Genomic DNA, 22,114 nt, shown 5'->3' with positions numbered 1-22,114 from the left:
ATTTGCGTGCGATATATCTCAGTATGCGACTTTAGTCTAATGCTAATTAGATGAATTACTCAAATAAAACAACTGGCTAGTCTATGCAGATGAAATACGTACTGCATATGCCATTAAATCTAGAACTGGCAAGTCTTTGATTGTTTCCTATACTGCTGGAGCGCGGTTAATGGATAATCATAAAAATGAAAGAACCACAAAAATATCAACCTTCAAAAGATGATAATGATGAGTTGAGAATGGAATATTGTCGGATGTGTATTTGCGAATTCCAGCGTTTAGGATATCAAGATGCTTATTTAGCTGAATTGAAAGACTCTAAAAAAGCACTTATTGATAGGCATACCCTCAGTCGTTTTCAAGACCATGATTAATTCTAGGACCTATTCAAGTGAGGATTTCAACCAAGCTGGTTAATCTATCACCATATGGCCTGATTTTACAAGAAAAGTGTTTGACATATTTTTTCTAGCCTATATTATACGCCCCACGACACGGAGAGGTGGCCGAGTGGCTGAAGGCGCTCCCCTGCTAAGGGAGTATAGGGTTTGTAGCCCTATCGAGGGTTCGAATCCCTCCTTCTCCGCCATTTATTTATAAATGGTATGTCTTATCGATAAAGTTCGATATAAATAAAAACTTAATAACGGACGCGTAGCTCAGCTGGATAGAGTACCTGGCTACGAACCAGGCGGTCGGAGGTTCGAATCCTCCCGCGTCCGCCACTTTTCTCTCAGTGGATAAACAAAGAGATATCAAAGTAAGATATAAAATTACCAACACGAACACGTAGCTCAGCTGAATAGTTTATTTGGCAATGATGGTTACGATAAAAGTTCGCATCGAAGCAGTATCGATGAAAATAAAACTTAATAACGGACGCGTAGCTCAGCTGGATAGAGTACCTGGCTACGAACCAGGCGGTCGGAGGTTCGAATCCTCCCGCGTCCGCCACTTTTCTCTCAGTGGATAAACAAAGAGATATCTAAATAAGATATAAAATTACCAACACGAACATGTAGCTCAGCTGAATAGTTTATTTGGCAATGATGGTTACGATAAAAGTTCGCATCGAAGAAGTATCGATGAAAATAAAACTTAATAACGGACGCGTAGCTCAGCTGGATAGAGTACCTGGCTACGAACCAGGCGGTCGGAGGTTCGAATCCTCCCGCGTCCGCCACTTTTCTCTCAGTGGATAAACAAAGAGATATCTAAGTAAGATATAAAATTACCAACACGGACACGTAGCTCAGCTGGATAGTATATTTGGTAATAAAGGTTACGAGAAAAGTTCGCATCGAAGAAGTTTCGATGAAAAGAAAACTGAATAACGGACGCGTAGCTCAGCTGGATAGAGTACCTGGCTACGAACCAGGCGGTCGGAGGTTCGAATCCTCCCGCGTCCGCCACTTTTCTCTCAGTGGATAAACAAAGAGATATCTAAGTAAGATATAAAATTACCAACACGAACATGTAGCTCAGCTGAATAGTTTATTTGGCAATGATGGTTACGATAAAAGTTCGCATCGAAGCAGTATCGATGAAAATAAAACTTAATAACGGACGCGTAGCTCAGCTGGATAGAGTACCTGGCTACGAACCAGGCGGTCGGAGGTTCGAATCCTCCCGCGTCCGCCACTTCTTTTTTGAAGTGGAACAAACAACCGATATGATTATGTATAGTCAATCGGTTTTTTTGTGTCTGAAATTTATAAATTACGTTCCTTAGGTGTTTGCTCAAGGCGAGTGAGTACACCATTTGAAGGTGCCACAGCAGCTTCATTTAAATTAGTAAGGCATCGCCTTGCTCTTGCATCGTCTAACTTTCTCCGCCATCATGAGCCAAATTTTTTTCTTCATGATAACTATGCGTTTCTTCTTTCTTGTTTGTTTATGTATATTCACCGTTAACTGTTGGGCATTGCAAGTAGGGGCTGAACGTTACGAGCACTATTTACCTTTATTAAAGCAGCAGCGTGTGGCCTTGGTCGTCAATCAAACTGCACGCACAAAACACGGACATTTACTAGATAGTCTATTGTCTAAAGGGGTTGATGTACGTGTGATATTTGCACCTGAACACGGTTTTCGTGGGGACCACGATGCTGGGGCACATGTATTATCAGGCACTGATATAAAAACGGGAGTGCCGATTGTATCGTTATATGGCAAGCATAAACGCCCGTCAAAACAACAGCTCCAAGATATTGATGTGATCATTTTTGATATTCAAGATGTGGGGGTTCGATTTTATACTTACATCAGCACAATGCACTATATGATGGAAGCTGCAGCAAAATATGGCAAAAATTTTATTGTATTAGACAGACCTAATCCAAATATTACGTTTGTAGATGGTCCAGTTTTAGATCCCAAGTTTAAATCATTCGTAGGTATACACCCAATTCCGGTTTTACATGGTCTCACAGTGGGCGAGTTGGCAAAAATGATTGTTGGTGAAAATTGGTTGGCGGTGGATAAAAAGTTGCAGTTACAAGTGATCCCCGTTGAAAACTATAGTGTGAATACCAAGTATGAGTTACCAATAAAGCCAAGCCCTAACCTTCCTAATAGTCAAGCAATTGCGCTTTATCCCTCTTTGTGCTTTTTTGAAGCTACACCTGTATCTGTTGGTAGAGGGACTGATTTTCCTTTTCAAGTCTACGGATATGATCCCATAAAACTTGGAAAATTTTCATTTACGCCACGGTCAATTAAAGGTGTGGCTGCGAATCCAAAGTTCAATGGGAGATCCGTATTCGGGGTTGATTTAAGGCAATATGAAAGTGACGGATTGGACTTAAGCTGGTTTATTAATGCGTATAAAAAGCTATCTAGTGACGGGATTGTGTTTTTTAAACATGCGGGCTTTATGGATAAACTCGCAGGGACAGACCAACTCAGAATCGCGATTGAGGCGGGTAAGTCGGCTGAAAAAATAAAGCAAAGTTGGCAGCCATCATTGCAACAGTATATGCAGCGCCGCCAACCTTATTTACTTTACCCACGTTAACTGTGACGTAACTCGCTCATATATTCATTGGCACGTTCAGCACGTTTTTGCCAATGTAAATTTGATTGTGTCAGACCAATGAAAAGTACATCAATTAAGTAGCTTTGTGATGTGCGTGTTAAAATCGATGCGTGTTTAACTGGCTCATGATCAATGACGGTGAATAGTTTAGTATGCGCTAGATCACTGAGTGGATTACTACCATAGCGAGACATGGTAATAATATTACATTCATTGATAGCTGCTTGCTTGGCAACTTTTAATACCCCTTTACTTTGCCCTGAATCACTAATGGCGATTAACAAGTCATCTTTGCTCATCGTTGCGACGTAACTAGCAGCAGACATTTCATCTATTTGGGCAATGGCCGGTAAACCGAGCTTTTGCAGCTTGAGTGCAAAGTCTTGTGCCATTGTGTAGCTGCCACCAACTGCACATATCATAATTTTCTTTGCTGATTTTATGGTTTGAATCGCATTCTCAAATTGATTTGGGGTATTGAGTTTGTGCGTTTCTGATAAAATGGCATGCTGATTTGATAGTAATTTATCGGCTATGAGTTCGAGTGGGTCATTACTGTTGATGATTCCTGTTGCGGGCTGAGGGTGCTGGCTTTGCAAATTAAGGTCATCTACAACAGCCAGTTTAAATGCTGGAAAGCCTTTATAGCCAAGCTTTTGCGCGAACTTGACTACGCTTGATTGGCTAACACCTGCAGCTCTGGCCAGTTCCACAGATGAGAGCGCTCTAATCTTGGCACTTGAATTTAACGTGAAATCTGCAAGCTTAGCCTCACTATTTGAGAGACTTGGCCGCAAAGCTTTTATTTTTACGAATGTCGACATGCGGGATACTTCACCTGTAACTAACTTGTAATTGTACTTATTATAGGTGCAATCGGAACGTTGCGATAGTGTTTCCAGTTATGATTATTGCTATTTTTTCACACATTGTACCAGTATGGGTACTAATGTTGCATTATTGACTTTGGTTTAACTGAAAAGCTTGGTTTTTAGCATTTTACTCATTAAGCTGTTCGGTCGAATTCATTATTTTCTATTGTTGCTGTTGCGACCTGTAAGGAAGCTGTATGACTTGGTACTCTATATTGCCACCATTAATTGCCATATTAGTGGTGTTTTGGCGTAAGGAAGTAATTTTAGCGCTTGTGTTGGCGTTGCTTAGTTCGGAGTTTTTATTGGCCTTACAAGGAGAGGGAAGTAGCGTATTCATGACGCTGGTTAATAGCATTGAGCGTGTTATTTCTGTGGCGACGTCAGCTGGTAATAGTCGGATCCTTATTTTTAGTTTGGTGATTGGGGCATTACTGGCCTATATCAGAGAATCCGGTGGCGTAGCGGCAACCGTCAGTGTTTTGATGAACAAAGGTGTAGCAAAGAGTAAGCGGCAAGTTGGTTTACTTACTATGTTCACTGGAACGGCAGTATTCATTGAATCGAATATGAGTGTTTTAACGTCTGGTATTGTTTCTAGAGGCTTGTTCGATAAATTTAAAATGAGTCGAGCGCGATTGGCTTACATAATCGATAGCACCAGTGCCCCAGTTTGCATTTTGATTTTATTAAATGGGTGGGGAGCGTATATTCTAGGCCTATTAAGTAACTATGAATTAGAGCAATCAGCTGTCAGCATATTATGGGGAAGCGTTGCTTTTAACTATTATGCAATTATTGCTCTGTTGATTGTGCTTTACACCATTGTGTTTGATAAAGTACATGGTCCAATGAAGTTCGCAGAACAACAGTTAAGTAAGAGAAATGTAGACGTTGATACAGGGCCAACCGCAACGAAGGCAAGGTTTATGTTGGTACCACTGCTGACATTGATCATCAGTATGGTCGGTTTTATGTTTTGGACTGGGGGCGGTGAGTTGGCAAAAGGCAGTGGCTCTAAGTCCGTGCTTTATGCGACTATACTAGCGTCGGCCGTGGCTTATTTATTATTATTAACACATAAGCGTTTTACACATCATCAACTTGTGGATGTAGGTTTTAAAGGAATTGGAGAGCTTTTACCGTTAGTGAGTATCGTACTGTTATCACTCACTTTAGGTGCGAGTTTAAAGGTGTTAGGCACCGGTGTATTTGTCGCATCATTAGTCGGTGATTACTTGCCACTTTACGCAATCGTACCAGTATTGTTTTTAACTGGGGCAGTAATGTCATTTACAACAGGCACATCATGGGGAACATTCGCTATTTTGATCCCGATTGGCGTGCCACTGATCCAAACGCTTGGACTCCCGCCTGAGCTGGTTATTGGCGCCATTTTAAGTGGTGGTATTTTTGGCGATCATTGTTCACCAATATCAGATACCAGTGCAGTGTCCGCACTTGCATCAGGATGTGATTTATTAACGCATGTAAAAACCCAGCTGCCATATGCTTTAGTGGGCGGGGTGCTGGCGTTAATCAGCTTTTTCATTGCAAGTATTCTACTTATTTAATTTTATGCTCTATTTATCATGGCACATCAAGCACTGATATATTATGGGCAACTATAGATTTGTTGCCCTCTTTCGATGCCACTTAAGCCAATAATGTGCCCTGCGCTGTTTTGATTAAGAGCCAAATAACGGCCGACAAAGGAAGGTTGTGTTTTCCAGTTAGGAACTAATTGTGCTAATAAGCTTTGCTCAAGGCTTATCAAAGTTCTTTTCTGACAATCTGCGATGAGCCATCTATCTACGTGTTGTTCAATGACCTCACCATGGGAAATGGTTGCTTTTCGTATCATTTGACTGTGTTTCAACTGTAAATCTAACCGCTGTTTTTGGATGACAATTTCACGTTGATATTCACCCTGCTGTACGCGATGTATTTCTATATTGTCATACTGCGTGGCACTTTTCATAGTGATGGTTGTATGCTTATCGCTGGGAGTCGCTATAAAAAGTTGAATGCATAAAAATACCACTCCAGAGCAAGCCAAAAGCCACTGTACTCGCTGCCATGATACGTACTTTTCATTTTTTGCACAGGCCTGTTTGTATTTATTAAGTTGGCTCGTATTTACAGGCTCTTTACACTTTTTGTATGCCTGTTTTAGGACTTTTTCAAATTGCTCTTGGTTATCCATCGTTAGGCTCCATGGTTGCTTTTAAATGTTGCTTGGCATATCGCAAACGGGTTTTGATGGTTTCGTGATTTTGATGTGTAATATGCGCGATTGCTTGCAATGAAAATCCTTCCAGCTGGAGCATTAAGGCTTCACGCTGCAAAAACGGCAACTGTGTCATTGCTTGATATAGCGTATCGATATGTGAATTGTCAGACTGCGCTGCAATCAGCGTTGTATCATCTAATTGTACGATTCTTTTTGTTTTTCGTAATTCATCAATTAACGCATTGCGCGCAATGGAGAATAACCACGCTTTAGGCGTATTCTGTTGGTTATATGTGTGACGCTTTTCGACGACGGTTAGCCAAGTTTTTTGGCAGATATCCTCGGCTAACACACGATTACTTTGACTGCGAATAAAGTGGAATATATCACGGCTATAGGTATCAATGGCTTGCTCAATATAGTAGCTTTGGCCCGTTTTTTTGTATTCATAGAGCGGGTCATCAGCACGGGTGTTTAATTTTAGCCATGATTTTAAGGCTATTAGCATAGGCTTTCCTCACAGATATTGGGTAAATACCGTTTGGTATTTACCCAATAAAGTTACTGATTTAATTTAAACTCTAGCACAACATTTTGATTTGGTTGCGCGATGGCTTGTCCGTTCACTATTTTAGGTCTGTACTTCCAACGTGTTATGGCACGTAATGCTTCCTTATTAAAAATGCGCTTTGGTTCTGCGTTGACTACTGTCGCATTGATTACTTGTCCATGAGATGAAATGGTGAAGTTGAGCTGTACCCATCCTTCAATGCCATCTCGGGCTGCGGCTATAGGGTATTTTGGCTCTGAGCGAACAATTGCTGTTGCCCCCGTATCTTGTTGGCTCAATATTGGAGATGCGTGTTTTATTGGTCCAAGCGAGAGTGTTGGGGTAAATATCAAACCGATATCAATAGCTGCAATTGATGTGCGCTCGATAGCTTTCGGAGGTTGTGGTTTTAGTGTTGGTGGTGGAGGTAACTTCTGCATCGGTTGCGGTGCACTATCTTGCTTGTTTACAAAAAAGGATAAATCGATCACTTCAGGCGTAGTTGATACTCTTATTTGCTCTTGGCTGATCAACTTATCCATAAATACAAAAGCAGCAAATGTGACCACTAATGCTCCGGCTGTCGAAAGCAATACTTTGGTGATTGAAGCGGTTGGGAAGTGTGTGAGTGCAGACATCGCATATTCCTTTTATAGGTGAGTTATTTCATATAACGAAGTTGGATCAAAAAAGGGGTGATTTTTTATTTTTTTTGTTTAGAGATTACGAGTACAATCCGCAGCAGTGTACTTTTAGGATAAGCAGATGCTGTTAGAGGCGATAAATAAAGCAAGATATCGTAAACACCTTAACTATGTTATTGGTGCGTGTGTCGTGGCGTTAACGGGCGGAAGTTTAGGAGTTGCGCAGTGCCTTATTGCATTATTCCCTGACCCTGATGGGAGTCACTTTCATTGGAATTTACTGGGGGTGATTGTGACCAGTTTAATGGTTGCAATGGTGTTATTAAAAGTAAGGCGTCACTCGTACATGTATGAAGTGGTTTATGTTTGGGATTTAAAACAAGCCCTGAATAAAATTACACGCAAAATGACCAAGCTCAAGACTGCTGCAGAGCAAGGCAATGTTGATGCCATGCTTGCGATTCAGTTTAGTTATACCGCATCTAAGCAATTATGGGAGCTGGATGATAACTTGATCACGATGGATGATTTAGCGACTTGGCAAGCGCATTTAGATACGTTGCTCAAGCAATACAATGTTACAGTGGACATAAAGGAATATAATGCTGTGTTGTTGAAGCAATTTTAGAGTGTTCGCTAAAGTCATATCTGATAAAAAGCAAAACTGTTTTTGCTGGTTCTTTTAATTGTGTACATGGCGATATCGGCACACTCGACCAGCGTTTTAAGTGTGTTTGCATGATCTGGGTAACGGGCAATTCCGAGACTTGCGCTGACAATAAGGGTGTGCTCTTGTCCCGATTTATAATATTGCATTGGCGTGGTAATGACCTTCGAGAGTGTGGTTGCAAGGTCTTTTGTTTCTTGTTCGGTGATATTCGCTAATGCAATCAGGAATTCATCGCCACCCCAACGACAGATCAAGTCATCAGTACGCACGTTAAGCTGAAGTTGTTGTGCCACATGTTGCAGCATTGAATCACCTGCATTGTGGCCATGAATATCATTGATGGGTTTAAATTCATCTAAATCAAGTAGCATTAAGCTAAATGGGCGCTGTTGGTCTAACCATTCAAGTAAAATTAATTCTGCACCGTATCGGTTACTCAATCCAGTTAATGTATCAAACTGCGCTTTTTGTTTTAATTGCGTGATCATGACTTTTTTCATCGTAATATCGTTGATAAATACTTGTAAGTACGATTGATTATCACTTTCGGTATTTATGATAATAATATTGAGCCACACTGTTTCTAAGGTGAGCTGGTTGTTAAATTCAAATTCTGACTGCATGACTTGTTTTTGGTTAATACTATTGCTGGTAAAGGTATATAGAATATCCGGTGTTTTACAGGCTTTGCCTAAGGCATGAGGAAAGCGCTCTTCTAAATCTATGCCTAGCCCAGCGAGTAAATCTTGTGCTGCTTCGTTAATTAATAAAATGTCGCCTTTGTCTTTTACCAGTAGCGTTGGGGACGATGACTTTTCAAACATAAGCCGAAAGCGTTTTTCAAATCGTTCAATGTCTTTTCTTAAACTGCGCTCTTGCAGAAAGAGCGTTTCGGTTCGAGACAGTAACTTATTTATATCACCTGAAATAGTCCCTATTTCGCTGTGTCTGTGTGTGGCAGGAATGACAATTCGTTGCCCTTTACCTGGGCTTATTTTGGCAAGCTGACAGCTCAAATAATTAAGAGGTTGGGTGATAAGAGCATACACAAGTATGGCAAAGATGACGAGCATAGGTAAGATGACAACTAATAAGGTTTGTACACTTGATAAAGCAAGTGTTTGTGCGCTTTGTTCAATAAATATTGTATTGGGTTCTATGTAAATGGCACCAATTTGCTCACCAATAATAAAGGGATTACTTAACACAAATGTAATTGGTAACTCTGTTTTATATAGAATGCTTTTAGCAAGCACACTTTGCTGACCATTGAGTTGAGCAGCGAGAATAACATCGTTGCTAACTAATCCGTTTAGCACTTCATTTGCGAGATCTTTGTCTTCTAAATACGCGGCGATAGAAGCTGTGGCTGACACTGTTTGACCAATTTGTAATATGGTGTTGTTTGAGCGCTGCATTTCAGTATCGAATACGTTGCTGTAGTGCAGCTTGGCATAGATCAAGGCGAACACCATAGCGGAACCTGAAACGATAATTAACAGTCTGGTAATTAAACTATGTTTATTGAGCAATTTTATATACCACCTTTACGTTATGTGTCACGGTGTGAGCTGGAACATAGGCAATGGCATTTGACGTATTTGCGACTTTATCGAGGATACTCACGACATCGTCGAATATCTGTGGAGGTGACGCTTTGCCACTAAAACGTACGCGCGACCAATAAGCATTTATTTGGCTGATAGGGCGTCCAGTTATGGCACTTAAAAAAGAAGAACGAATTTGGCTCTCTTTTTTATAGTCACAGGTCAGTGCTATTACTCCATTCGGAAAAGCTAAGTATTTCCCCATGAACATATCAACAACCGCTTTGTGGGTTAAGCTATTTACGGGGTTATCTTTGTGTACAATGACAACCAGATCTTGCTGAGCCAAACACGAACATGCGAAACAAACGGTGAGCGCTGAAATTGTTTTTAACATCAGAATACCCAGTTCAGGCTAATGCCTAAGGTATTAAACTGATTATCGGGAGTGGTTGTGTGGTTGTGCAAATATAATGCAGAGGGGAGACGCCCAACATTTGTATGATCCCATTGCAGTTTTAACGCTGATACATCACTTAATTCAACCCTCCAAGTCATAGAAATAGTGTATTGATCAATTAAGTAAAAATCGGTGTGACGGACAATATTATTGTATATAAAATCCAGTTCAGGTGTTGATATAAGTGGTTTTTCTGGTGTTTCATTATTAGATTTTGCGCGAGAGAAGGAAGCCATTAAAGTATGGTTGCCTATGTGCTTTCCGACACTAATATAGTAACTTCTTAAGTGGTTTAGTACTTCCGAATTAGAATTTATATAAGATAATTCAGATTGAGCAATCCAGTTAGTATCATCGAACCGAAAGCCAATGGCACTGTAGTCGAAACGTTTCCCAACGATATCTAATGATGTCAATAGTTGCGGTTGGCTAGGCCAAACTTGTGGAGAAATGTGTTGTATCGCCTCTTTTAACATCTGTTGTTGTGCATTTTCGTTTCCAGATTTAGATTGTGTGTAGTTTGCTCTAAGTAACCAGTTGTTATTTTCTATCTCAACAGTCAAGCCAGCAATATCTTTTAATTCGGCGTTCCAATAAAAGTTATTATCGCTCACGATAGATGCTTTAGAATGGCCAATAAATGCCCGTATACTCGTTAGCCCGAGTTCAGTTGGGGTTTTATAGCGTAAATCTAAGCCATCGATATTTTGGTGGGGAATAATGGCATAAAACTCAGTTGGTAAATGTTCTTGTGTAAACGAATAGCCAATATCTCGATATTCAGTCATCATGAATAAATCAAGACCGGTGCGCCCGAGGCGTATAGTCCAGTCGGCATTAGGCATATAGCGAACGAAGGCCAGTTGTGTCAGCGTATTGATATCGTATTTCTTTTGATCTTTTATAACTAACTGGCTAACGATTTGCCAAGCAGATGAGGCTTGCCATTCAAATTGCACGCCAAGTGAGGAGTTATATAAAGCAATGTTACTGTTCGATACCCCATGAGGTTGGGAAATTAGTTGCCTGACTTTCGCTGTTTCAGAGGAACTACTACTGAGACTGATATTGGTAAAACCATCAAACTTTAAAGTTGAGCCGTCAGCCATAAAGTGAGGGATTGATAGTAAGGCAACCAGTAATCTCATTGTTCGTTCCGAGGATGCGCGTGGTTCTGTATCTCGTCTTAATCTAAGATTAGCTGGTGTTGCTTGTAATTCAACAGTCAACCATCATCTAGACAGATTAATTGCAAAATTTTGCACGTGTACGATAGGGCTTGCATATAACGAGCTTGTTTTTTCTGATTTGAACACCATATCTATATTATTGCATATAAATATTGTGATAGTATCACATTTAATTTACTGAGTAGGTCCTGAAGTCGTGGCAGATGTAAGAGCGAGAGTTCAGCTGAATGTGGGACAGCATAGTCATATTCCCGCGGAAATTGTGTCCTTTAGTGGTTTGCAAGATGGCCAAGAGCACGTTGCTTTAATTTTTAATGAAGCGGAATCGCAACAATCAGTACCCCTTATTCGAATGCATTCTGAGTGTCTGACCGGAGACGTATTCCATTCGTCTCGGTGTGACTGTGGTGAGCAGTTAAATGAATGTATAGAGACTATGCATAAACAAGGTGGGATCCTGCTATATTTACGCCAAGAAGGCAGAGGAATTGGCCTGTATAATAAAATTGATGCGTATGTATTGCAATCACAAGGGATGAACACCTACGAGGCAAATAATCATTTAGGTTTTGATGATGATTTACGCGATTTCTCAGATGCGGTTTTGATGTTGAAAGCGATGGGGCTGTCGCATGTTAAATTAATGACAAATAATCCAAATAAGCTCAATGCACTGAGAGATGCCGGTATTACCGTCGACGAGGTTGTAGCAACTCAGGCACACGTTAAATCAGGAAATGTCGGTAACCGGAGTTATTTAGAGACTAAAGTAAAACATGGTTCACATATGCTGGATATAAAGAAAATTTCAAAACCACAATAGTGTAACATCCGAGTTTATTTAAGAGTGCGACATCTTCTGTCGCATTTTTGCTTTTTAGAGAAACAGAATCGATTGATAAACTCGCAATTTTGTTCCTCTTGGGTATAATCTCCGTGTTTTTATTAGCTTTGAGCCGTTATGTCATCAGAATTTAGAGTATTTAAAGCAGCCATGGGTATTCAGTGGCTAAAGGCTGGTTGGAGCATTTTTAAGACTCAGCCCATGACGTTTGTTTTCATGTATATTTTCATCATTATTGTGGCGCTTGTGCCCCTCGTGGCGCCTTTGCTGCAATTATTAGCGGCTTTTGCATCGCCGTTTTTGACTGCCGGTATGTATATGGCCGTGTTGAGTAAGCAGCAAGGTAAAACCATTAGCCTTGCTGATATCTTAGCGCCTTTTTCCGCAAAAGGGCGACGATTACACCTGTTTCGCCTAGGTTTATACCAAATGGGGGCGATTATTTTATTGACCTTGTTAGCGGATTTCTTGTTTGCTGATGCATTTGCGATTATGCAAGAAGCGTCATCAACTCAACAGCCAGATGAGTTAATAAATGCATTACTCGCGAGTATTTCAATGTCTGATATTATGGTGTTTGCGATAGCACATTGCTTTAATCTAATGGCATTTGCGTATGCATTACCGCTGGTGTTTTTTAAAGGTGAAACACGTATCTTTACGGCGATTACACAATCGCTCAAGGTATTTCATAAAAACATGGCCCCGCTGGGGGTGTATGGCTTAGCGATTGCTTTGTTAATATTGGCGTCAATGCCACTAAGCATGATCCCTTTATTGGTGATTATTCCTATTTCATATATTAGCTTTTTTGTTTCTTTCCAAGCGATTTTTATGCCGGTTGTTAAGGTGCAAAGTGAGCATGATGAGAGTACGGAAACAGTGAAACAAGATGGTAACGATACGGGCCGGTTTGACGCTTAAATGGATGATACTAGTAAGCAAAAGCTAAAAAACTATGTATTGTGGTTACTGGCTAGGCAAGAGTACTCTCACAAAGAGTTGATAAAAAAGCTCAGAGCCAAAGAGGCGCCAGAGAGCTACATCGAAGAGTTGTTAGTATGGTGTGAGCGGCTCGGTTATATCGATGAAGCTCGCTATTGCGATAGCTTTTTAAGAAGACAGATTAATAAAGGTTTTGGCCAAAAAAGAGTGTTGGCTGAGGCGATGAATAAAGGGGTTGACCGCGCGCAATTACTGCAACTAATCGAGACGCTCGAAGTCGATTGGTTTCAATTAGCGCAAGATGCTTATGTAAAAAAGTACGCAGTAACTGCGCCTAACCTTGATTATAAAGACAAAGCAAAGCGAGTCAGATACATGATGTATCGCGGCTTTAGCTATGAAGAAATAGATTTTGCAATGCAAGCAGCAACAATGGGTGAATAATCACATGCAGCACATGACTACCGCACAGATCAGGCAAGCGTTTTTAGACTACTTTGCCACACAACAGCACCAAATTGTCCCGTCAAGCTCGCTCATTCCAGGTAATGATGCGACTTTGTTATTTAACAATGCAGGTATGGTGCAGTTTAAAGATGTATTTTTAGGGGCCGAGTCTCGCCCTTACACTCGCGCAACAAGCTCTCAACGTTGCGTACGTGCTGGTGGTAAGCATAATGATTTAGAAAATGTAGGCTATACCGCTCGCCATCATACTTTCTTTGAAATGCTAGGTAATTTCAGTTTTGGTGATTATTTTAAGCAAGAAGCGATTACATTTGCATGGCAGTTTTTAACGGATGTTGTGAAATTGCCCAAAGAAAAGCTACTTGTCACGGTTTACCATACGGATGAAGAAGCGTATGAGTTTTGGTCAAAAGACATAGGACTGAGTGATGACAAAATCATCCGTATTGATACGAATGATAATTTTTGGTCTATGGGTGATACAGGCCCGTGTGGACCATGTTCAGAAATATTCTACGATCATGGTGAGCATATTTGGGGAGGCCCTCCAGGATCTCCTGAAGAAGACGGCGATCGTTTTATTGAGATCTGGAATCTTGTATTCATGCAATACAACCGTCATGCTGATGGCACAATGGAGCCATTACCAAAGCAATCGGTTGATACGGGGATGGGCCTTGAGCGTATTGCAGCTATCTTGCAAGGTGTACACTCAAACTATGAAATTGATTTATTCCAAGGTCTAATAAAAGCTGCCGCATCAGTAACGAATGCGAAGGATTTAGAAGATAAATCTTTACGTGTTGTTGCTGACCATATTCGTTCATGCGCGTTTTTAGTTTCTGACGGGGTTATGCCATCCAATGAAGGCCGAGGTTACGTACTGCGCCGTATCATCCGTCGTGCTGTGCGCCATGGTAATAAGTTAGGCGCTTCGGGTGCTTTTTTCTTTAAACTTGTGGCTGCATTGGTTGAGCAGATGGGTGAAGCATATCCTGAACTGGCAAAACAACAAGCAATTATTGAGAAAGTATTACGAATAGAAGAAGAGCAGTTTGGTAAAACGCTCGATAGAGGTTTGGCTATATTGGAAGAAAGCTTGGCCGATATTAAAGGGGATGTGATCCCTGGTGAATTGGTATTTAAACTTTATGATACTTATGGTTTCCCTGCTGATTTAACTGCTGATGTTGCTCGAGAGCGCTTCATGACGATTGATGAGCATGGCTTTCAAGAGTGCATGGATGTGCAACGTAAAAAAGCGCAGCAAGCAGGTAAGTTTGGCGCTGATTATAACGAACAACTTAAATCAGAGAAATCAACGGATTTTAAAGGTTACGACGCGGAGCATTATACGGGCACAGTTATTGAGCTATTTTTCGAAGGACACGCGGTTAATGTACTTGAAGATGGGCAAGAGGGCATTGTTGTTTTGGATAGAACGCCTTTTTATGCTGAATCAGGTGGCCAGGTTGGTGATTCAGGCACCCTGACTGTGTCTGGTGGTGAGTTTTCGGTCGTTGATACGCGCAAATTGGGTAATGCATTTGCCCATCACGGAAAAGTACAGGGTCGTATTGGCATTAATGATAAAGCTGATGCGCAAATTGACAGTGAGCGCCGCGATAGAATTAAGAAAAATCATACAGGTACGCACATTCTACATGAAGCGCTTCGTCAGCTATTGGGCGATCATGTTGCTCAAAAAGGCTCACTCGTGATGCCTGATAAATTGCGTTTTGATTTCTCCCATTTTGAAGGGGTAACTAAGGCGCAGTTGCGTGAACTAGAAGACGCTGTTAATGCTGAAATACGTCGTAACTTTGCGCTTGATACGCAGCTAATGGACATTGACGAGGCTAAAGAAAAAGGGGCTATGGCCTTGTTCGGCGAAAAGTATGATGACGAAGTGCGCGTTGTCTCTATTGGGGAATACTCTATTGAACTGTGTGGCGGAACACATGTTCAGCGTGCAGGTGATATAGGCCTATTTAAGATTGTCTCTGAAGGAGGTATTGCAGCAGGTGTTCGTCGTATTGAAGCTGTAACGGGTGAAGATGCCATTGCTTATGTTGCACAACAAGAACAGCAGTTAGCAGACATAGCAGCGTTAGTAAAAGGTGATAGTCTGAATGTGCTTGAGAAAGTGAGTGCCTTATTAGAAAAAGCCAAAGGCCTAGAAAAGCAGGTATCTCAGCTTAATGATAAATTAGCAAGTGCTGCGGGTGCATCATTACTTGATTCTGCAGTTGACGTTAACGGAATTAAACTATTGGTTGCCAATGTTGCCGGTACCGAGTCAAAAGCACTGCGTGGCATGGTGGATGATTTAAAGAATAAGATGGGCTCAGGTGTGATTGCACTGGGTGTAGCAAATGGCGACAAAGTGAGTCTGATTGCTGGCGTAACCAAAGACCTCATTGCTCAAGTGAAAGCGGGTGAGCTCGTTAATCATATGGCAGCACAGGTTGGCGGAAAAGGTGGTGGTCGTCCAGATATGGCTCAGGCAGGAGGCTCAGAGCCGCAAAATCTTGAGGCTGCGTTGGCAAGTGTTAATGCTTGGGTTACTGAGAAAACGCAGTAACAGGTGGCATTATTTGTACAAAAGTTTGGTGGCACTTCGGTTGGTTCGCTAGAGCGTATCGAAGCTGTCGCCGATTTAGTCGTTAAAACAACTCAGCAAGGCCATCAAGTTGTTGTTGTTTTGTCAGCCATGTCAGGAGAAACAAACCGTTTAATTGAGATGGCAACACAACTCGATGCGCGCCCGAATAGTCGTGAACTCGATGTGCTAATGACCACAGGGGAGCAGGTCAGTGTTGCGTTGCTTGCTATGGCGATTATTAAACGGGGCCACTCTGCAATAAGTCTACTGGCTGATCAAGTCGGGATCCGAACTACCAACCACTTTGGTAAAGCTCGTATCGAACATATCCAAACAGCACGTTTACAGCAAGAGCTTGAACATAACCGCATCGCAATTATTACGGGTTTTCAAGGTCGAGATTATGAAGGTAATATTACAACTTTAGGTCGTGGTGGAACGGATACAACTGCGGTTGAACTCGCTGCGGTATTAAAAGCTGATGAGTGTCAGATCTTTACGGATGTTGATGGCGTATATACAACTGATCCTCGTATTGAGTCTAAGGCAAAGCGTTTATCGCATATTACATGTGCTGAAATGCTTGCTTTAGCAAGTTTAGGTGCGAAGGTTCTGCATCTTCGATCGGTTGAAGCAGCTGGAAGGTATAAAGTGCCACTGAGGGTACTATCTAGCTTTTCTCCTGACACTGGTACTCTCATTACGTATGAAGAAGAGTTGATAGGGCATAGTCGTATAGCGGGCATTGCCGCTTCGCGTAATGAAGTGGAAATAAAGGTGCTAGGATGCGAGCAAAGTTTTAGCTGTCTTGGTGAGATCAAAGCATTGTGTGCTGAACAGCAGATTGAAATAGATATGATCGCGCAAACTCATCAACATAGTGGAAAAATAGACTATGCTTTTACAGTGCAGAGTAATGATCACTTACAGGTGATTGAGATATTGCAGTCAAACTTAAGGTACATACGAGCACATAGCGTTGAAAGTAACGCGAATGTTGCTAAGGTTTCTGCGGTAGGGGTGGGCATAAAATCAAATTGCGAAGTGAGCAATCAATTTTTTAGTGCTTTAACTCAAGAAGGTATAAAAACACTATTAGTTTCTAGTTCTGAGATTAAAGTCTCAGTATTAGTGGAAGAAAAATATCTAGAATTAGCTGTAAGGACGTTACACGCTACATTTTTCTCGGAAAGTACTGAGTAAGGACGATTTTTGCTTACTTTTACTGTAACTTTTCATTAAAATGAAAAAGACGCGGAATCTTTTAATTTTTGGAATAACAGGAGCAAGAGAATGCTAATACTAACTCGTCGAGTAGGTGAAACGCTGATGATTGGTGATGAAGTTACTGTAACTGTACTTGGTGTGAAGGGTAACCAAGTGCGTATTGGTGTAAATGCACCTAAAGATGTTTCAGTTCACCGTGAAGAAATCTACATGCGTATTCAGGCTGAAAAGTCTAATCCAACGACTGGCAATATCTGATCAGCACATAAGAATTTGTGAAAATAGCCACTCATATGTGGCTATTTTTTTGCTTGAGATAAAATAAATGCGCGTGTATCTTCGCTGATAGAGTGATTAGATAGGTATTGCATTCGCTGATTGCTTTTTAACACCAATCCTTTATTTGTTTCAATAATAGAGTCAACGTTTTGCCATGTTAACCGATAATACTTATACGGGTTTTTGGCCTCAATTTGCGTCTCGTCAATATTCAGTTCAACTGTGCTACCACTTGCTCGGCTCAACATTTGACGTGCGACCCACCACGGTCGACGGTAGTAAAATGCCAAGCACTCTACGACAGCGAGTAAAATGAGAAAATTTCCTACATAGTGTTTTTCTAGCCCGTAAATACTAAATAGTCCCAAAGTGATGAGCAACCCGAGTAAAAAATACTTGGGCTTATTATGATCGCCAAGCTGAATCGATTCATCAAAACATTCTTGGAAATACGGCTTATCTAATACGAATCTTTCTGTGTACATATACGCTCCTAATGCTTAGCACATTGTACCGTATTGCTAAGAACCACGCACCAACCTTGCTAGATACGCCTATTAGAAGAATAGAACTGCTATTCATGCATTTTAATAAATTGCACTTTTGGTATTACCAATTTGTTTTTACTCTTATAGTGACAGTTGTAAGGTGGTTTAGGTGTTATAACTTCGATATTCTCCCCTTTTATTTTGAATATTTTTCATGTTTATGCTGTTTTAGAACCAAGAATTTACTTGTTTTTATTTTAACTCATTGATATTTATTAGTAACCTTACTTTGGTATTACCAATTTACAATGTTATTTACTTGTGAGAGGGTTTTGGTATGATGGGTGAATAAATATTTATAAAAAACGATTATTAACGCAGGTTGTATTTGTCGAAAGACTAAAGGGGAGAGTTATGGATATAGGCGCATTGTTAATAGAGGCTGCCAGCTTGATGCTAACAGGCATGATTGGAGTCTTTGTGTTTTTATCTATTCTAATTTTGGCCGTAACGAATTTGTCTAAACTGGCCAAGTCTGACACAGAAGTTCCAATCGTTCCGACTAAACACCGTCAGTTATCAAACGGGGTGCCCAGTGCTCATATTGCCGCAATAAGTGCCGCAATCTCGCAATACCGAACAAAACAATAATAGGGGTCTTTCATGTCACAATTAAAGCTAACAGAGCTCGTTTTACGAGATGCACATCAATCTTTGCTGGCAACACGTATGCGCTTAGAAGATATGCTGCCTATCGCCGAAAAACTAGATAAAGCAGGTTATTGGTCGGTTGAGTCGTGGGGAGGAGCCACTTTTGATTCATGTATTCGTTATTTGGGAGAAGATCCATGGGAGCGCATTCGTGCATTAAAAGAAGCGATGCCCAATACAAAACAACAGATGTTATTGCGAGGTCAAAATTTACTGGGCTATCGGCATTATGCCGATGATGTTGTTGAAAAGTTTGTTGAGCGAGCGCATAAAAATGGCGTTGATGTTTTTCGTATTTTTGATGCAATGAATGATGTTCGTAACTTAGAAACGGCTATTAAAGCCGCAATTAAAGTGGGTGCACATGCCCAGGGGACAATCTCTTATACGGTAAGTCCGGTACACACCTTAGATATGTGGCTAGAGCAAGCAAAACAGCTTGAAGCTATGGGATGTCACTCAATATGTATTAAAGATATGGCTGGGTTACTCAAGCCATATGATGCAGAACAATTAATACTCGGTTTGAAAAGTACGGTATCAGTACCAATTGCCATGCAGTGCCATGCGACTACGGGGTTAAGCACTGCAACTTATCAAAAGGCCATTGATGCGGGTATTGATATGTTAGATACCGCGATCTCTTCGATGAGTATGACATATGGACACAGTGCAACTGAGACGATTGCAGCTATTACGGAAGGTACGGCACGAGATACAGGGTTAAACTTGGCTGAACTTGAAAAAATTGCAAGTTACTTTCGTGAAATTCGCAAAAAGTATGCTGCATTTGAAGGGAGTTTAAAAGGCGTTGATGGTCGGATCCTATTGGCACAAGTACCTGGTGGTATGTTAACTAACATGGAAAACCAGCTCAAAGAACAAGGTGCAGCAGATAAGTTGGATGATGTACTTAAGGAAATTCCTAACGTTAGGAAAGATTTAGGCTATTTACCTCTGGTAACACCAACGTCGCAAATAGTGGGGACGCAAGCGGTACTCAACGTGTTGACGGGTGAGCGTTATAAAACCATCACGAAAGAAACTGCGGGCGTATTAAAAGGTGAATATGGCTCAACACCTGCACCAGTTGATAAAGCACTGCAGTTGAAAGTACTCGATGGTGCTGAAGAAATTCAATGCCGACCTGCAGATCTTATCAAACCTGAACTAGCAAATTTACATACTGAATTACTTGATAAAGCGAAAGATGAGGCGATTGAGCTTGCGTCGGAACAAATTGATGACGTATTAACCTATGCGCTATTCCCTCAAGTTGGCCTAAAGTTCTTGAAAAACAGGCACAACCCAGATGTGTTTGAACCAAAGCCGACCTTAGTAGAGTCAAGTCAATCAAAAGTACAGAATAAGCCAACGCCAAGCAAAGCGAGTCCAGAGCGATATAGTGTGCAAGTTGATGGCAAAGTATATGACGTTGTGGTTGCGGCCGGTGGAGAGCTAAAAGAAGTTAAGGTGAAAGACAGTGAGCTGATCCCACAGTCCGCATCGGTGAGCTCTTCAGAGACGTTAAATGCACCACTGGCTGGTAATATTTTCAAATTGAAAGTGCGTCCAGGGGAGCGAGTCGAGCAAGGTGATGTTGTCTTGATTATGGAAGCCATGAAAATGGAAACGGAAGTCAGAGCGACTTCAAGTGGGACCATCTCTGAAGTGTTGGTATCAGAAGGTGACTCGGTCTCGACTGGCGATGCCATGATAGCGTTGGCTTAGGAGTTGGTATGGACGGGTTATTAAATTTATGGCAAGCCACAGGCATTGCCAATTTTACGATTCCAACACTGATAATGATGGCCGTTGGGTGCGGCTTACTCTATTTGGCAATAGCCAAAGGGTTTGAGCCATTACTATTAGTACCGATTGGTTTTGGTGCTATTTTAACAAACATCCCTGTCGCTGGGCTTGCTGAACCAGGGGGCTTATTATATTACGTTTATTATATTGGTATCGACAGTGGCGTGTTTCCATTGCTGATATTTATGGGCGTTGGCGCAATGACTGATTTTAGTGCGTTGATTGCTAATCCGCGTATGCTGTTGCTTGGCGCGGCTGCGCAGTTTGGTATTTTTGCGACATTATTTGGTGCGATTGCGCTAAATTACGTGCCCGGTTTCGAATTTACATTAAAGGATGCGTCGGCGATTGCGATTATAGGTGGAGCTGATGGCCCAACGGCTATTTTCTTAGCATCTAAACTCGCCCCTGAACTGCTAGGCGCCATTGCAGTCGCGGCTTATTCTTACATGGCATTGGTACCAATCATTCAGCCTCCAATTATGCGTCTGTTAACTACACCGCAAGAGCGCTCTATTGCAATGCCACAATTAAGAGTTGTGTCGAAAAAAGAAAAAATACTATTTCCATTAATGGTACTTAGTCTCACTATTTTATTTCTGCCGTCGGCAACACCGCTTGTTGGTATGTTTTGTTTAGGAAACTTAATGCGAGAGTGTGGTGTGGTTGATAGATTGAGTAACACAGCGCAAAATGAGTTAATTAACATAACAACCATATTCTTAGGTTTGGCTGTTGGTTCAAAGCTTGCCGCAGAGCACTTTTTGACTGTAGAGACCTTAGGTATTTTGTTACTGGGGGCACTTGCTTTCTCTATTGGTACCGCATCGGGTGTTTATATGGCAAAAATAATGAATCGTTTGTCGAGCAACCCGATAAACCCACTGGTTGGCGCTGCTGGAGTATCGGCGGTCCCGATGGCTGCTAGAGTCGTTAATAAGGTAGGTCTTGAAAGTAATCCACATAACTTTTTATTAATGCACGCAATGGGCCCAAATGTAGCGGGTGTATTGGGCAGCGCTGTTGCCGCAGGTATTTTACTTGCTTTAGTAGGCTAAGCGAAACAAAACAAACAATAAGACTCCAACCGACTGCGCAGTTCAGGCTGCGCTTTTTTTGTACCTGCTATTTATGATATAACAGGCTCATTATATTTTTGTGAGCATTACCATGAACATATTCGTTATCTTAGGTGGTTTATTTGTTGCTTTGTTGGTATTGGTGCCATTGTTGGAGAGGTACCAACAGAAGATGGGCTTAGATAAAATGCAGCGTTATAGCAAATATATATTCCCGCTTGTTATGGTGTCGCTGGTGATAAAGCTACTCTATATGCTTTGGTATGAATAACTGAATGTGTGCATGTACAATTTTAATAAAATATAACGCATTAAATCAGGCGTTCCGGTATTAATACTTGCGCATATAGACAGAGCATATATCAAAATTTAGTCGAATTTCTAAGCCATTCAGCTATTGCAATATGTTGGGTTAATTTGGTTTGAACGAAAAGGCGCGGTTAAGCGCCTTTT

General features: G+C 41.2%; 22 protein-coding genes and 6 tRNA genes. 20 read left to right on the top strand and 8 right to left on the bottom strand.

What is annotated here, in order from left to right; genetic code table 11:
* Positions 1-185 precede the first annotated feature (185 nt).
* The 8 genes from PAUR_RS15895 (at position 186) to PAUR_RS15860 (ending at position 3,016) form a co-directional block, all read left to right on the top strand.
* Positions 186-374, top strand: coding sequence for a hypothetical protein (locus PAUR_RS15895; protein WP_192508730.1), 189 nt, complete (start codon positions 186-188; stop codon positions 372-374).
* Positions 375-496: 122 nt separating this feature from the next.
* Positions 497-589, top strand: a tRNA-Ser gene (locus tag PAUR_RS15890).
* 59 nt (positions 590-648) lie between these two features.
* A tRNA-Arg gene (locus PAUR_RS15885) sits at positions 649-725 on the top strand.
* 152 nt (positions 726-877) lie between these two features.
* Positions 878-954 (top strand) — tRNA-Arg (locus PAUR_RS15880).
* Between the two features lie 152 nt (positions 955-1,106).
* Positions 1,107-1,183: transfer RNA gene (locus PAUR_RS15875), tRNA-Arg, on the top strand.
* A 152-nt stretch (positions 1,184-1,335) separates the two neighbouring features.
* A tRNA-Arg gene (locus PAUR_RS15870) sits at positions 1,336-1,412 on the top strand.
* 152 nt (positions 1,413-1,564) lie between these two features.
* Positions 1,565-1,641, top strand: a tRNA-Arg gene (locus tag PAUR_RS15865).
* Positions 1,642-1,870: 229 nt separating this feature from the next.
* Entirely contained in the window at positions 1,871-3,016 is a 1,146-nt protein-coding gene (locus PAUR_RS15860; RefSeq protein ID WP_225738459.1) for an exo-beta-N-acetylmuramidase NamZ family protein, read from the top strand.
* Here PAUR_RS15860 and PAUR_RS15855 read toward each other — a convergent pair.
* On the bottom strand, positions 3,013-3,861 hold the full coding sequence (locus PAUR_RS15855) for a MurR/RpiR family transcriptional regulator (RefSeq protein ID WP_192508729.1): 849 nt from the start codon (positions 3,859-3,861) through the stop codon (positions 3,013-3,015). The genes PAUR_RS15860 and PAUR_RS15855 overlap by 4 nt on opposite strands.
* A gap of 245 nt (positions 3,862-4,106) precedes the next feature.
* Between PAUR_RS15855 and PAUR_RS15850 the strand changes: the two genes are divergently transcribed.
* The gene (locus PAUR_RS15850; RefSeq protein WP_192508728.1) at positions 4,107-5,483 is read left to right on the top strand and encodes a Na+/H+ antiporter NhaC family protein; all 1,377 of its coding nucleotides are present in this window, start codon (positions 4,107-4,109) and stop codon (positions 5,481-5,483) included.
* 41 nt (positions 5,484-5,524) lie between these two features.
* Here the strand turns inward: PAUR_RS15850 and PAUR_RS15845 are convergent, their stop codons facing one another.
* Genes PAUR_RS15845 through PAUR_RS15835 form a run of 3 tightly spaced genes read right to left on the bottom strand, consistent with a single transcriptional unit; the run spans position 5,525 to position 7,330 of the window.
* Positions 5,525-6,115: a hypothetical protein gene (locus PAUR_RS15845; RefSeq protein WP_192508727.1), complete on the bottom strand. Its 591-nt coding sequence runs from the start codon at positions 6,113-6,115 to the stop codon at positions 5,525-5,527.
* Complete coding sequence (locus tag PAUR_RS15840; RefSeq protein WP_192508726.1) at positions 6,108-6,650, bottom strand: RNA polymerase sigma factor; 543 nt, start codon at positions 6,648-6,650, stop codon at positions 6,108-6,110. Before PAUR_RS15840 ends, PAUR_RS15845 begins: the two co-directional genes overlap by 8 nt.
* A 53-nt stretch (positions 6,651-6,703) precedes the next feature.
* The gene (locus PAUR_RS15835; RefSeq protein ID WP_192508725.1) at positions 6,704-7,330 is read right to left on the bottom strand and encodes an energy transducer TonB; all 627 of its coding nucleotides are present in this window, start codon (positions 7,328-7,330) and stop codon (positions 6,704-6,706) included.
* A gap of 127 nt (positions 7,331-7,457) precedes the next feature.
* On the opposite strand from PAUR_RS15835, the gene PAUR_RS15830 reads away from it, so the two are divergent.
* On the top strand, positions 7,458-7,964 hold the full coding sequence (locus PAUR_RS15830) for a DUF3087 domain-containing protein (protein WP_192508724.1): 507 nt from the start codon (positions 7,458-7,460) through the stop codon (positions 7,962-7,964).
* A gap of 14 nt (positions 7,965-7,978) precedes the next feature.
* Here the strand turns inward: PAUR_RS15830 and PAUR_RS15825 are convergent, their stop codons facing one another.
* The 3 genes from PAUR_RS15825 to PAUR_RS15815 are packed head-to-tail and all read right to left on the bottom strand — an operon-like array spanning position 7,979 to position 11,161.
* Positions 7,979-9,538: a sensor domain-containing diguanylate cyclase gene (locus PAUR_RS15825; protein ID WP_192508723.1), complete on the bottom strand. Its 1,560-nt coding sequence runs from the start codon at positions 9,536-9,538 to the stop codon at positions 7,979-7,981.
* Complete coding sequence (locus PAUR_RS15820) at positions 9,528-9,950, bottom strand: type 2 periplasmic-binding domain-containing protein (RefSeq protein WP_192508722.1); 423 nt, start codon at positions 9,948-9,950, stop codon at positions 9,528-9,530. Before PAUR_RS15820 ends, PAUR_RS15825 begins: the two co-directional genes overlap by 11 nt.
* On the bottom strand, positions 9,950-11,161 hold the full coding sequence (locus tag PAUR_RS15815) for a hypothetical protein (protein ID WP_192508721.1): 1,212 nt from the start codon (positions 11,159-11,161) through the stop codon (positions 9,950-9,952). The genes PAUR_RS15820 and PAUR_RS15815 overlap by 1 nt, the downstream gene beginning before the upstream one ends.
* Before the next feature lie 238 nt (positions 11,162-11,399).
* Here PAUR_RS15815 and PAUR_RS15810 point away from each other — a divergent pair, with 238 nt between their 5' ends.
* The 6 genes from PAUR_RS15810 (at position 11,400) to csrA (ending at position 17,550) form a co-directional block, all read left to right on the top strand.
* Positions 11,400-12,026, top strand: coding sequence for a GTP cyclohydrolase II (locus PAUR_RS15810; RefSeq protein ID WP_192508720.1), 627 nt, complete (start codon positions 11,400-11,402; stop codon positions 12,024-12,026).
* Between the two features lie 138 nt (positions 12,027-12,164).
* Entirely contained in the window at positions 12,165-12,971 is an 807-nt protein-coding gene (locus PAUR_RS15805; protein ID WP_192508719.1) for a BPSS1780 family membrane protein, read from the top strand.
* Positions 12,972-13,436: a regulatory protein RecX gene (locus PAUR_RS15800; protein WP_192508718.1), complete on the top strand. Its 465-nt coding sequence runs from the start codon at positions 12,972-12,974 to the stop codon at positions 13,434-13,436. It begins immediately after the preceding gene.
* Between the two features lie 4 nt (positions 13,437-13,440).
* Entirely contained in the window at positions 13,441-16,044 is a 2,604-nt protein-coding gene (gene alaS, locus PAUR_RS15795) for an alanine--tRNA ligase (RefSeq protein ID WP_192508717.1), read from the top strand.
* Between the two features lie 3 nt (positions 16,045-16,047).
* The gene (locus PAUR_RS15790; protein WP_192508716.1) at positions 16,048-17,268 is read left to right on the top strand and encodes an aspartate kinase; all 1,221 of its coding nucleotides are present in this window, start codon (positions 16,048-16,050) and stop codon (positions 17,266-17,268) included.
* A 90-nt stretch (positions 17,269-17,358) separates the two neighbouring features.
* The gene (gene csrA, locus PAUR_RS15785; RefSeq protein WP_010362895.1) at positions 17,359-17,550 is read left to right on the top strand and encodes a carbon storage regulator CsrA; all 192 of its coding nucleotides are present in this window, start codon (positions 17,359-17,361) and stop codon (positions 17,548-17,550) included.
* A 41-nt stretch (positions 17,551-17,591) separates the two neighbouring features.
* On the opposite strand, the gene PAUR_RS15780 is transcribed toward csrA, so the two are convergent.
* A complete protein-coding gene (locus tag PAUR_RS15780; protein WP_192508715.1) occupies positions 17,592-18,056 on the bottom strand; it encodes a YcxB family protein in 465 nt (154 codons plus the stop codon).
* A gap of 417 nt (positions 18,057-18,473) precedes the next feature.
* Between PAUR_RS15780 and PAUR_RS15775 the strand changes: the two genes are divergently transcribed.
* The 4 genes from PAUR_RS15775 to PAUR_RS15760 all read left to right on the top strand — a co-directional run bounded on the left by PAUR_RS15775 (position 18,474) and on the right by PAUR_RS15760 (position 21,932).
* Positions 18,474-18,710, top strand: a complete 237-nt coding sequence (locus PAUR_RS15775; RefSeq protein ID WP_192508714.1) for an OadG family transporter subunit — start codon at positions 18,474-18,476, stop codon at positions 18,708-18,710.
* Between the two features lie 12 nt (positions 18,711-18,722).
* Positions 18,723-20,501: a sodium-extruding oxaloacetate decarboxylase subunit alpha gene (gene oadA / locus PAUR_RS15770; protein ID WP_192508713.1), complete on the top strand. Its 1,779-nt coding sequence runs from the start codon at positions 18,723-18,725 to the stop codon at positions 20,499-20,501.
* Positions 20,502-20,509: 8 nt separating this feature from the next.
* Positions 20,510-21,640, top strand: a complete 1,131-nt coding sequence (locus tag PAUR_RS15765) for a sodium ion-translocating decarboxylase subunit beta (RefSeq protein WP_192508712.1) — start codon at positions 20,510-20,512, stop codon at positions 21,638-21,640.
* Between the two features lie 112 nt (positions 21,641-21,752).
* On the top strand, positions 21,753-21,932 hold the full coding sequence (locus PAUR_RS15760; RefSeq protein ID WP_192508711.1) for a hypothetical protein: 180 nt from the start codon (positions 21,753-21,755) through the stop codon (positions 21,930-21,932).
* Positions 21,933-22,114 lie beyond the last annotated feature (182 nt).

The sequence above is a fragment of the Pseudoalteromonas aurantia 208 genome (assembly GCF_014858725.1).
In the GTDB taxonomy this organism is placed as follows: Bacteria; Pseudomonadota; Gammaproteobacteria; order Enterobacterales; family Alteromonadaceae; genus Pseudoalteromonas; species Pseudoalteromonas aurantia.
Note: the sequence above shows the minus strand (reverse complement) of the source record. Positions and strands in the feature narration are given on the sequence as shown.